Source organism: Nocardia sp. CA-128927, from assembly GCF_050955855.1.
GTDB lineage: Bacteria > Actinomycetota > Actinomycetes > Mycobacteriales > Mycobacteriaceae > Nocardia.
The window spans coordinates 7,861,216-7,873,218 of the sequence record NZ_CP192087.1; the positions used below are offsets into that span (position 1 = coordinate 7,861,216).

Genomic DNA, 12,003 nt, shown 5'->3' on the forward strand with positions numbered 1-12,003 from the left:
CCTCCTCGGTACGCCCTAACCTCGATCTTTCGCCGGGTTGATGTGCTGGCCTGATCGGGTTCGGATTGGGTGTTTCGGTCGTAGTTTTCCGGTTGCGGGCAGGGCAGCTGGCCCGCGCAGCGGGCTGGCTGCCGGGTTCCACTGGCCCGGGTGGTTGGTTTCCTTGGTTGCAGGGACGGTTTCTGGCTGGTCAGCCGGGTTGCAGGCGTGCTGCGGCGGTGGTGAGCAGTTCGGTGTAGGGGGCGTGCCGCGCCAGGTGCAGTGTGGTTTTGCGGGCATGGCGGGCGATGCGTCCGGCGGCTGAAAACAGCCGCAGCCGTAGCGTTTTCGGTTCCCAGCGACGTGCGGGGTGGTCGTGCAGGGCGAGTGTCTGCATCCAGGCGGTCAGGTCGAGTGCGAGCGCGACGACGGCGAGCCAGATGCGGTTGGCGTCGAAGCTGTGGAACGGAAGATTGCGCAGGCCAGTGTCTTTCGCGTTTCTGATCCGGTCTTCGCAGCGGGCCCGCTGGCGGTGACGCAACTCGAGGTCGGGCAGCTGGCCGCGGGTGGTGTTGGTGACGAACGCGGTCAACCGCATCCCGTCGCGGTCGGTGAACCGCAGCTGAGCACCGGGGTGTGGTCTCTCTTTCCTGACGATGAGCCGCATGCCGGGCGGCCATCCGGTCAACTCGGTGATGCCGGTGACTTCCACGACCCAGGCGCCGTCGCGGACCTCGCCGTCTGCGTCGTAGGCCGGTGTCCAATCCTGCGGATTCAGGTGGGTGCCCATGGCGGTGACGATCTCGTCGGTGAGAGTGAACCCGACCGAGTACTGCAGCCGGCGGCGGTGGCAGTAGTCGAGGAACTCGTGGGTGCCGCCACCGGAATCGGTGCGCACCAGCACTTTCCGGCCGACCCGCCATCCCGGCTGCCACGGCAGCTGAGCGAGGGCATCGCGGAGAACCTGCTTGTGGTCGGCAGCGGTATTACTACCGGCGTTGCCCGGCCGCAGCATGGGCGCGGCGGGCTCGCCGGTGCCGGTGCGACCGTGGTCGATGAACGACCACAGCGAGTGGAAGCCGAAGCCCCGCTTGAACGTCGGTGTGGCGTTCTGTTTTTCCGAGTGCGCGTCGGTCAGGGTGGCGTCGAGATCGATGATTAACGGATCATCGATGTTGATCCCGTGACCGGGGGCGTTCGGCCCAGCCACGGCCCACGCCTGCGCCCGCGCGTCCGCGCGTGCAGAAGCGATGGCGGCCAACGCTTTCGGTGCCTGGGCAGCCAGCGCGGTGATCGTCCGCGACACCGTCGGATCCGAGGCCACCAGACCGAACACGCCCGGCTCGGCCCGTAACAACGCCACATCCGCGGCGCAGTCACCACCGACCGCGAGTGTCACCGCCAAATCCAGCACGATCTTGCCCGGGTCGTGGACAGCCATCGGTTTGCGCCACGGCCCCAACTGTTCCGACAAACCCCAGGTCAAACCAGTTATCTCGGCAGTACGCAGCAGCAGTGCCGCACCTGCGTGTGACACCACGCCCGCACCGTCACCGTCGATGGTCAGCCGCGGATACGGCGATATAGACTTGCCCACCAGAAAGGTGCTCCAAAACCTCGATCAATTCAGCCTTCGCAAGTCGAATTATCGCAGGTCGGAGCACCTTTCGCCATTCCCGCCGCAGGTTAGGCGCCATTACCATGATTGGCCGAGGCTAACCGCAGCAACAAGTCGCCGAGCACCTGACAGCTGTCGATCTCCCACGATTTCAGCTCATGCTCGGCTTCCAGACTCACGGCACTGGTCAACACATCGATCGCCTCATCGGCATACTCATCGCCGGAAACGGCCAGGACTCGTCCGAGGTTGGCAAGCGCTTTGATGTCGTTATGTTTTTCCTTGCTGCCGGTGAAGCCGTTCACAGCATTGCGGGCAGCCTCGATCGCTTCCGCGTGGCGGCCCACCGCCGCGAGCATGATGCTGCCGTTCACATTCAACAGTCGCGTCTCCCGCTCCTGCCACTCGGCCGGGAAGTCCGGATCGGCGACTAGAATTCGGGCCGCCGACCACGAGTGCACCGCTGCTTCGTTATCACCATCGCGCTGATGCACAAACGCCTCCCAGATGGCGGCCTGGGCGAGAACGAACAGGGCGACGCCTTCGCTGAGCCGAGCGGCCTGCCTGCGGGCCTCCCGGAATTGTTCCAAGGCCTCGACGTGCATCCGCTTTCCGAAAAACGCCCGCCCCAGTGCGTTGTGCATGACCGCAAGCGGCACCGGCTCAGCCAGCCATTCGGCCGCCTCCAGTCCATTTCCGTGCGCCTCGATCGCCTCATCGAACCGGTCGCGCTGGAAATAGAACGTGATCATGGCTTCACAGAGCTGCCATGCCAAGTCGCAGAATCGCAGATCCCAGGCCAGCCCGATTGCCCTGCGAAGGTTTGCGCGCTCGAATTCCAGATCGGCGTTCGCCCGGCCGTAGGCATCTTCTCCCGAATACGCCGGTGCCGGCCCCTCCCGGAACCGCGGCCCGAATCGGACACGGTCGCTGAACACCTGTTCGCGGGCGACGGTGAAGTCCAGGTACCACTCGAGCATGCGCCGGTTCGCCCGCTCGATCTCGGCGGCATGCATGACGCTGGTTGTGCCGTACGCATGTTCGGCTGTCAGAGCGTGTATTTCGAATCGGCCGCCGGGTAGTTCGGCGAGCAGGCTCCAGTCCACCAAAAGGCGCAAACCCTCCGGAACCGAGCCCGGATAATCGGGTCCGGCCAGTCTGATGGCGACCTGCTCGCTGAATTGCAGCCCTCGATGCAGGCCGAGAAGGCTGTAAAGCAGGCGTACCGGAGCCGGGAGCCGATGGAACGCCTCCTCGAACAGGGCGGTGAGCACGTCCTTGCCGTCTAGCTTGAACTCCGTCAGCCGTGAGCGGGTCACGTTCAGTTGACGGACGTATTCACCGACATTGTTGCGATAATGCCCCCGCAGCCGGGCCCGCGCGATGTCGAGGCCGAAAGGCAAGCGACCACACAGCTTCACCAACTCGGCCAGCGAAACCTCGTTCGCACGAACAAGTTCGGGGTCCATCCCGGACACCAGCAGTTCCCGCGCGTAATCCGCATCGAACACGTCGATCGGAAGTATCACGTGCCGGTAGTAATCGAACCCATCGGTCCGGCGGCGGCTGGTCGCGATCACAATACTGTCCGCCGAGCCCGGAAGCAGGGCCTCTACCTGTTCCGCGTCCTCGACATCGTCGAGCAACAGCAACGTAGCCCCGCACGCGGTCTTCGCCCGAAAGAGCGCCTGCATTTCGGCGAGCGCAACCGGTATCTTCTCGACCTTCAGCGCGGAGAGGCACATCGCGAGCACCTCCTCCGCGGTGCGGGCATGTCCGCGTTCGCCAACGGCCAACTTGATAACAACGTCGAACGCCCGGCCTGTCTGGCCTAGCAACTCCTCTGCCATCCGTACGGCGAACATCGTCTTACCCACACCGGGCATTCCCGTAACCACCAACACCGCCTGCCGCCTGGCCGCAGACGCCTCATTGACCGCCTCCCACAGGCGATCCCGCTCCGGCTCCCGATCGATGAAACCCGGCGGCGGACGCCGCAACAGATCGAGCACCACGGGTTCACGCATAGCAGCAACCCCCTACCTCACCGTCGGCTTTGCCGAAACCCTATACCCCGGGGCGGAATTGGCCGCCAGTACCGAAGGAATAAACGCCGAACGGGTTCGGGCTGATTTCCCGGAGGCCGAGGTGCCAGGCTGGTCGATGGCTATTACCGACGCCGTGTTCACCCCGGCAGGCCTTCTCGAAGCCTGGCGACCTCGCAGTGACCGGCCGTGATGATCGAGGGGTACTTGGGCAGTGCCGGAAAGCTTTCGGACTCCCCGAGTGGTTCGTTCCGCTGCGGTGACTCTGTCCGGCTCGCTGCGCATACGCAGATCCGACCAAACGCCACGTGCGCCCACCATGACATCGCCGACCGACGTCGCGGCGGATGTGGTAGGTACTCAGCCTTCGGCTGCGAGTTGACCGCAGGCCGCAGCGATTTCCTGACCGCGGGTGTCGCGGACGGTGCACGGGACACCTCGGGCGTTGACGCGGCGAACGAACTCGGCTTCAACGGGTTTGGGGCTGGCGTCCCATTTGCTGCCGGGGGTGGGGTTGAGCGGGATGACGTTGACGTGCACGCGAGAACCGAGCGCCTTGTGCAGCTTCTGACCGAGCAAGTCCGCGCGCCACGGCTGGTCGTTGATGTCACGGATCAACGCGTACTCGATGGAGACGCGACGACCAGACTTGTCGGCGTAATAGCGGGCGGCGTCGAGGACCTCGGCGACCGGCCAACGGTTGTTCACCGGCACCAGGGTGTCGCGAAGTTCGTCGTCGGGGGTATGTAGCGAGACCGCGAGGGTCACCGACAGGTCCTCATCGGCCAACTTGCGGATCGCAGGAGCCAAACCCACAGTCGAGACAACGACATTCCGCTGCGATATACCGAAACCATCCGGCGACGGAGAAGTAATCCGACGAACCGCCGAGACTACTCGCTTGTAGTTCGCCAAAGGTTCGCCCATGCCCATGAAGACGATGTTGGACAGGCGGCCCGGGCCGCCGGCGACCTCGCCGTCGCGCATCGCGGCGGCCGCGGCGCGGACCTGGTCGACGATTTCGGCGGTGGACAGATTGCGGTTCAGTCCGCCCTGGCCGGTCGCGCAGAAGGGGCAGGCCATGCCGCAGCCTGCTTGGCTGGAGATGCAGAGGGTGGCGCGGTCCGGGTAGCGCATGAGCACGCTCTCCAGCAGGGTGCCATCGCCCGCGCGCCACAACGTCTTTCGCGTCTCGCCCGCATCGCAGGCGACGTGCTTGACGACCGACATCAGCGGCGGGAACAGTGCCTCGCCGATCTTCTCGCGTACGGGCGCGGGCAGGTCCGTCATCTGTTCGGGGTCGGCCTGCAGCCTGCCGTAGTACTGGCGGGCGATCTGGTCGGCGCGGAACTTGGGCAGTCCCAGCTCCTCGATGGCCGCCCGCCTGCCCTCGGCGTCGAGGTCGGCGAGGTGCCGAGGCGGCATGCCACGACGCGGAGCATCGAAAACGAGGGGCAGGGAGACGGTCATAGTTTCTCCATTCTCCCATCTGGGCGAATGCGCCGCACACTCGCCCGTGTGCTAGCGCCCCCGACATGACCAGTTCGTTGCCGGGAAATACGTGTAACTGTCATAGCAGTGGGCAATGATCGGGATATGTCCACCAATGCTGACCACCTGCCGGATCCCGAACCGGCGTTCCCGGACGAGCCGCTGACCAAGACTCCTCCGGCCGCCGCGCCGCCCGCCACCACCACCCCACCGGCAGTCCCCGCCACCAAACGCCGCCAGTCGCTGTCCTCACGCACCGGAAACACCTGGATCGGCCTGATCGCAGGCGCCCTGATCCTGATCGTCCTGCTGGTCTTCATCCTGCAGAACCTCGACCAGGTCGACGTCGGCCTGTTCTTCTGGCACTTCTCGCTGCCACTCGGCGTCGCGGTCCTGTTGTCGGTGATCGGTGGCGCACTGGTGATGGCCCTGGTCGGCGGCGTCCGCATCATCCAACTGCGTCGGGCCGCCAAGAAGTAGCACGTCAGACGAGCTGCACAGTTAGGCCGTGTGGACAGTCAAGGCGTAAGCGCACGAACCAGCGCACGGATGCGCGCCGGATTCCCGGTCCACTTCCGCAGCGCGTGCCCCGGCTTGTCGAAGTGCTCCCGCAACAGGTCGAGTGCTTCGGTAAAGGTGGTTCCGCTGGGCCAGGATGCCTCGTCCGCATACCTGCACTCCAGCAGGCGCCCGATGTCTTCGGCATCGCGCGGCGTGAACCGCTGTGCGTAAGCGAAGATCTTGATGCAGAGGGCGGTCGCGATATCGGGAATCGCGATTCGGGCTGATACCCGTGTGCCTTCGCTCAGTGTGGCGCTGAGGGCGATCCACACCGGCATCCGCGCCAACGCCACGTGCAGCGCGGGGATGCCGTCCACGGCGATCGGCCCGGCGTCGAGATCGGGTACGTGCCGGTTGGTGAACGAGGGCGCAAGCAGGTCGATCGTCGCGGCGGTTCCACCGACCGAACGTTCGAACCGGTTGCCGGCCCGTGGATTGTCGTAGCCCATGCCGCGCAATCGATCCAGCAGAACACCGTCACGAATGGTCAGGAGCTCTACTGCGAGATCGGCATCTCTGGTCGCGCGCAACGGAACCGAGACACCGCTCCGCAGCACATGGAGATTGATCATGTGCCCGCCGACCACCGCCCACGAATCCAGCCCGGTCGCAGCGGCCGCGGCATCGGCCAGCGCCAGATAGGCACCGTCCTCGGCCCGCGAACTGCTGTCGATCTCCAGTTCGATCATGCAACGAGCTCGCTGCGTGCGGTGAGGAACCGCTGTTCGAGCTCGGCCACGGCTTCTGCGGCGTCGGGCCCATCGTCGGCGAGGACGTGCCGGGCTATCTCGGTGATGGGTGCGAGCGGCCACGCTTGCGCAGGAGGCCCGCCCATCGCAGTGGCGATCGCCGGATCAAGATGTAGTCCTGGCGCGATCTTGCCGACGGTCACCACGACGGTCGCGTCGGAGGGACTCGTTTCGACCGGGACGAAACCGGCCGCCTCCAGCTCCACGCGTGCGTCGGCGTGCAGGTAGACGATGTCCGGAATACGCCACGGCGCGACCCGGTCCGCCGCCCAGTCGCCGCAGACCTGGAGCGAAACTCGCTGAGCGGACGCGTATTCCAACGCGAGTTCGATCTGCCGCGACGCACTGTCGAGGCTGTACCAGGCTTCGACGACGTCCGCCTTCGGCGGGCGGGTGGCGACAAGGCGTTCGAACAGCTCACGGGGACGCCGAACCTGCCAGCCGTCCGCGGCCCGTTCCGTCCAGCCGAGCGCATCGGCGGCAGACAGAATTTGCGAGACCCGCGCCTGCGTCACGCCGGTGGCTTCCGCGATGCCGACCTGACGCTGGGGAGCTGGGCTGCCGAGCAGGAACGACAGCACAGCGACCTCGGCACGCGACAGTCTGGTCTCGGACATCCTGCGAGTATAAATTCCTCTCAGCAGGCTGGCAAGAATTTATAGTGCCAGGTCAGAGCAGGGTGGAGAGGACCAGCCAGGAGACGAAGGCTGACGGGAGCATGGAGTCGAGGCGGTCCATGATGCCGCCGTGGCCGGGGAGCAGGGTGCCCATGTCCTTGATGCCGAGTTCGCGCTTGATCTGGGATTCGATCAGGTCGCCGCAGGTGGCTACGAGGACGAGGCCGACGCCGAGGACGACGCCGATCATCGAGTTGGCCTCGAGCAGCAGGGTGACGGTGAGCAGGCCACCGATGACGCTGAAGACCAGGGAGCCGCCGAAACCTTCCCAGGACTTCTTCGGGCTGATCGACGGCACCATAGGATGCCTGCCGAACAGCACGCCGGCCACATAGCCGCCGACGTCGGAGCAGACGACCAGGATCATGAAGGTCAGCACCCGCAGGTTGCCGTCCGGCTCGAGCAGCAGCAGTGTTGCGAACGAGGCGAGCAGCGGGATCCAGGCCAGCGTGAAGATGGCAATGGCGGTGTCGCGCAGGAAGTTTCGCGGGGCGGTTTGCAATCCGTGGTCGAACAGGCGCCACACCATGCAGGTCAGCGCGGTGGCCGCGAAGGCGCCCGCGACACCGCTGGCGCCGTAGGGCCAGCCGAGCCAGAACACGGCCTGGCCGCCGACGATGAGCGGAATCCGGGGCACCAGAACGTCGGCCTCGCGAAGGCGTTTGGCGACTTCCCAGGTGGCGACACCTACCGCGACGCCGACCACACCGATGAACACCTTCGGCACGAACAGCAGGATCGCGATGAGCGAGAGGCCGAGGCCGAATCCGACCGCGAGTGCCGCGGGCAGATTCCGGCCCGCGCGGGAGCCGGACGCGGGGGCGGCGGCGAGCACCGCGGTGGGACCATGCGCCTCGGGGTCGTGCTCGGCCGCGGAGACAACCGGACCAGTCTGCTCGGTGACCGCGGCATCCGCTGCCCAGGAGGAGGTGTCGGTCGGCGAATGATCGACGGTCGAATCATCATGAACCGCAGGCGCCGACACGCCATCCGTGGCGAGCGCCTCAGGCGCCGAGACACCATCGGTGGCCGGCCCTGCAGACGCCGAAACCCCATCGGTGGCCGGAGCGTCGTGATCGGACGCCGCAGCCGAGGCTAAAGGCTCGTCACTCGATGCCTTCGCATCGCGCACGTGCTCTCGCCTCGTCTCAGCTGTGCCGTTCGCCGGCCTCGGCTCCTCAGCCGCACCGGTCGCGGCGGCGTTCTCGGCCACGATTGTCCCGTCGCTCAACTCGTCGTTCCGTTCGTCCCCCGCCCGGGCGGGCCTGCTGCGTCGATCGGCGGCGCGCCGCCGTCAGCGTCAGACCTCGAGCAGTTCAGCTTCTTTGTGTTTGACCAGTTCGTCGATCTGGCCGACGTACTTGGCGGTGGTCTTGTCGAGGTCCTTCTCGGCACGCCCGACCTCGTCCTCACCCGCCTCGCCATCCTTCTGGATGCGCGACAGTTCGTCCATGGCTTTGCGGCGGACATTGCGGATCGACACCTTCGCGTCCTCCCCCTTGCCCTTGGCCTGCTTGGCCAGTTCGCGACGACGCTCCTCGGTCAGCTGCGGCACCGAAATGCGAATGATGTCACCGTTGTTGGTGGGGTTGACACCGAGATCGGAGTTGCGGATCGCGGTTTCGATCGCACCGAGCTGAGCCTGCTCGTACGGCTTGATCACGACCATGCGCGGCTCCGGCACCGTGATGCTGGACATCTGGGTGATGGGGGTCAGCGAACCGTAGTAGTCCACGACGATCCGAGTGAACATCCCCGGGTTGGCGCGTCCGGTGCGGATGCCTGCGAGATCGTCCTTCGCTACCGTGACAGCCTTTTCCATCTTCTCCTCGGCGTCGAAGAGCGCTTCATCAATCACGACCGTTTCCTCCACAGCGTCGTCATCGTCATGATCCGCGGGTCGCGGGGTCAGGACCGAACCAATGTGCCGATCTTCTCACCGGCGACCGCTCGGGCGATATTGCCCTTGGTCAACAAATTGAACACCAGAATCGGCATCTGGTTGTCCATACACAGACTGAAGGCCGTCGCGTCGGCGACCTTGAGTCCTTGCTCGATGACCTCTTTGTGGGTGATCTCGGAGTACATGGTGGCGTCGGCGTCGACCTTGGGATCGGCGGTGAACACCCCGTCGACCGCCTTGGCCAGCATCACGACCTCGGCGCCGATCTCCAGCGCGCGCTGGGCGGCGGTGGTATCGGTGGAGAAGTACGGCATGCCCATGCCCGCACCGAAGATGACCACGCGGCCCTTCTCCAGGTGGCGCTTGGCGCGCAGCGGGAGGTAGGGCTCGGCGACCTGGCCCATGGTGATCGCGGTCTGCACCCGGGTGTCGATCCCCTGCTTCTGCAGAAAGTCTTGCAGCGCAAGGCTGTTCATCACGGTGCCGAGCATGCCCATGTAGTCCGAGCGGGCGCGTTCCATGCCGCGCTCCTCCAGCTCGGCGCCGCGGAAGAAGTTGCCGCCGCCGATCACCACGGCCACCTGCACGCCGGTGGCGACCACCTCGGCGATCTGCTCGGCGACCGTCTGCACCACATCCGGGTCGAGGCCGACTCGGCCGCCGCCGAACATCTCGCCACCTAACTTGAGAAGCACCCGGCGATATCCTGGGCGATCGATCCCCGGGTCCGTCATGGGTGTTCTTCTCCTTCGGCGGTCAACGTTGTTCTCGGCGGCAAGTGCGTCTAAGAATTCGGCAGCTCGGAAAGGCTCCTCAACACGGAGCGGCCCCTATCCTGCCTTATGTGTGTTCGGCGGCATAAGAAGACCCCCCGTCAACCGGTGTATCGGTCGACGGGGGGCCTGCTCGCTATGGTGCTGTGAGTGCGGCTAGACCCGGTCCCGCGTGGCCATCCCGGTGTTCGCCGGGACGATCGCGGGGCGCGATCAGTTGGAGCCGACCTCGAAGCGGGCGAAGCGGGTCACGGTGACCCCGGCCTCGTCCAGCAGGGCCTTGACGGTCTTCTTCGAATCGGTGACCGAGGACTGCTCGAGCAGCACGACGTCCTTGAAGAAGCCGTTGACGCGGCCCTCGGTGATCTTCGGCAGCGCGGCTTCGGGCTTGCCCTCTTCGCGAGCGGTCTGCTCGGCGATGCGGCGCTCGTTCTCCACGATGTCGGCCGGAACCTCGTCGCGGGTAACGTACTTCGCCTTGAGCGCGGCAACCTGCATGGCGGCGGCACGGGCGGCGTCGGCCGCCGCGTCACCCTCACCCTGGTACTCGATCAGCACGCCGACAGCGGGCGGCAGATCGGAAGCACGCTTGTGCAGGTAGGTCGCGACCGGGCCGTCGAGCGAGATCACGCGACGCAGCTCGAGCTTCTCGCCGATCTTCGCGGCGAGCGCCTGCACGGCCTCGTCGGCGGTCTGGCCGCCGAGGTCGATCGCCTTGAGCGCGTCCAGGTCGGCGGGCTTGGCAGCCGCAGCGGCAGCCACGATCTGGTCGGCCAGCGCCTGGAACTCCGCGTTCTTGGCGACGAAGTCGGTCTCGGAGTTGATCTCGACCATGACGCCGCCCTTGGCGGTGACCAGGCCCTCGGCGGTGGTCCGCTCGGCACGCTTGCCGACGTCCTTGGCGCCCTTGATGCGCAGGATCTCGACGGCCTTCTCGAAATCACCGTCGGTCTCGGCCAGCGCGTTCTTACAGTCCATCATTCCGGAGCCGGTGAGCTCCCGGAGCCGCTTCACGTCGGCAGCGGTGTAGTTCGCCATCGGTGGCGAGCCTCCTTCGGAGAAAGTGCTTGAGTACTGGGCAGCGGTGATCACCATCGCACGCGTTGGTGATCACCGCTGTAACAGCGAGTTACGAGACTCAGGCCTCAGCCGGGGTCTCCACAGCGGCAACCTCGACGGGGGCCTCTGCCGGTGCTTCGGCCGGGGTCTCGGCCGCAGCTTCGGCAGGCGCGTCGGCGGCGGGTGCGGCCGAAGCGAGCAGCTCCTGCTCCCACTCGGCCAGCGGCTCGCCCGCGCCCGACTCCGGCTTGTCGTCGCCGGAGGACAGGCCGGCCCGCGCCTGCACGCCCTCGGCCACCGCGGAGGCGACGACCTTGGTCAGCAGTGCGGCGGAACGGATCGCGTCGTCGTTACCCGGGATCGGGTAGTCGACCAGGTCGGGGTCGCAGTTGGTGTCCAGGATCGCGATGACCGGGATGTTCAGCTTGCGCGCCTCACCGACGGCGATGTGCTCCTTGTTGGTGTCGACGACCCAGATGGCCGAGGGCACCTTGGCCATGTCGCGGATACCGCCGAGGGTGCGCTCCAGCTTGTTCATCTCACGCGTGAGCATGAGGATTTCCTTCTTGGTGCGACCTTCGAAGCCACCGGTCTGCTCCATGGCCTCGAGCTCCTTGAGGCGCTGGAGGCGCTTGTGCACGGTGGAGAAGTTGGTGAGCATGCCACCCAGCCAGCGCTGGTTGACGTAGGGCATCCCGACGCGAGTCGCCTCGGCCGCGATCGACTCCTGGGCCTGCTTCTTGGTGCCGACGAAGAGAACGGTGCCACCGTGGGCGACGGTCTCCTTGACGAACTCGTAGGCCTTGTCGATGTAGGTCAGCGTCTGCTGCAGGTCGATGATGTAGATGCCGTTGCGGTCGGTGAAGATGAACCGCTTCATCTTCGGGTTCCAGCGCCGTGTCTGGTGTCCGAAGTGCGCGCCGCTGTCAAGCAGCTGCTTCATTGTTACGACAGCCATAGCTCCCGTATCTCTCTTTCGTTGCCGGTTGACGCAGCGAATCGGTGATTCGCTGCCCTGGCGCCTCCGAACCGTCGGACCCGACCTCGAGGGTGGGACCAGCCGACGACTCCCTGCTCCGCACAGGCACCGCTACGAACCGATTGATGATGAGCTCGATTCGAACAGCGCCGTTGCGAACAAGCACGGG

At 65.8% G+C, this 12,003-nt stretch carries 11 protein-coding genes; 1 reads left to right on the forward strand and 10 read right to left on the reverse strand.

Going from position 1 to position 12,003, the window contains the following annotated elements; translation table 11 throughout:
- Nucleotides 1-190: 190 nt before the first annotated feature.
- From ACQPW1_RS36330 to rlmN, 3 genes are all read right to left on the reverse strand, one after another.
- On the reverse strand, nucleotides 191-1,576 hold the full coding sequence (locus ACQPW1_RS36330) for an IS1380 family transposase (protein WP_433655183.1): 1,386 nt from the start codon (nucleotides 1,574-1,576) through the stop codon (nucleotides 191-193).
- Between the two features lie 89 nt (nucleotides 1,577-1,665).
- Entirely contained in the window at nucleotides 1,666-3,612 is a 1,947-nt protein-coding gene (locus ACQPW1_RS36335; protein WP_433656885.1) for an NB-ARC domain-containing protein, read from the reverse strand.
- Between the two features lie 390 nt (nucleotides 3,613-4,002).
- Nucleotides 4,003-5,112, reverse strand: a complete 1,110-nt coding sequence (rlmN, locus tag ACQPW1_RS36340; protein WP_433656887.1) for a 23S rRNA (adenine(2503)-C(2))-methyltransferase RlmN — start codon at nucleotides 5,110-5,112, stop codon at nucleotides 4,003-4,005.
- A 126-nt stretch (nucleotides 5,113-5,238) separates the two neighbouring features.
- On the opposite strand from rlmN, the gene ACQPW1_RS36345 reads away from it, so the two are divergent.
- A complete protein-coding gene (locus tag ACQPW1_RS36345; RefSeq protein ID WP_433656889.1) occupies nucleotides 5,239-5,613 on the forward strand; it encodes a LapA family protein in 375 nt (124 codons plus the stop codon).
- Between the two features lie 38 nt (nucleotides 5,614-5,651).
- Here ACQPW1_RS36345 and ACQPW1_RS36350 read toward each other — a convergent pair whose 3' ends face one another.
- From ACQPW1_RS36350 to rpsB, 7 genes are all read right to left on the reverse strand, one after another.
- The gene (locus ACQPW1_RS36350) at nucleotides 5,652-6,383 is read right to left on the reverse strand and encodes a hypothetical protein (RefSeq protein ID WP_433656891.1); all 732 of its coding nucleotides are present in this window, start codon (nucleotides 6,381-6,383) and stop codon (nucleotides 5,652-5,654) included.
- Nucleotides 6,380-7,060, reverse strand: coding sequence for a MarR family transcriptional regulator (locus ACQPW1_RS36355; protein ID WP_433656893.1), 681 nt, complete (start codon nucleotides 7,058-7,060; stop codon nucleotides 6,380-6,382). The genes ACQPW1_RS36350 and ACQPW1_RS36355 overlap by 4 nt, the downstream gene beginning before the upstream one ends.
- Nucleotides 7,061-7,112: 52 nt before the next feature.
- The gene (locus ACQPW1_RS36360) at nucleotides 7,113-7,955 is read right to left on the reverse strand and encodes a phosphatidate cytidylyltransferase (protein ID WP_433665438.1); all 843 of its coding nucleotides are present in this window, start codon (nucleotides 7,953-7,955) and stop codon (nucleotides 7,113-7,115) included.
- A gap of 465 nt (nucleotides 7,956-8,420) precedes the next feature.
- Complete coding sequence (gene frr / locus ACQPW1_RS36365; RefSeq protein ID WP_357378401.1) at nucleotides 8,421-8,978, reverse strand: ribosome recycling factor; 558 nt, start codon at nucleotides 8,976-8,978, stop codon at nucleotides 8,421-8,423.
- A gap of 50 nt (nucleotides 8,979-9,028) precedes the next feature.
- The gene (gene pyrH, locus ACQPW1_RS36370; RefSeq protein ID WP_379284707.1) at nucleotides 9,029-9,757 is read right to left on the reverse strand and encodes a UMP kinase; all 729 of its coding nucleotides are present in this window, start codon (nucleotides 9,755-9,757) and stop codon (nucleotides 9,029-9,031) included.
- Nucleotides 9,758-10,009: 252 nt separating this feature from the next.
- A complete protein-coding gene (gene tsf, locus ACQPW1_RS36375; RefSeq protein WP_433656896.1) occupies nucleotides 10,010-10,834 on the reverse strand; it encodes a translation elongation factor Ts in 825 nt (274 codons plus the stop codon).
- Nucleotides 10,835-10,934: 100 nt separating this feature from the next.
- On the reverse strand, nucleotides 10,935-11,813 hold the full coding sequence (rpsB, locus tag ACQPW1_RS36380) for a 30S ribosomal protein S2 (protein WP_433656898.1): 879 nt from the start codon (nucleotides 11,811-11,813) through the stop codon (nucleotides 10,935-10,937).
- Between the last annotated feature and the right edge of the window lie 190 nt (nucleotides 11,814-12,003).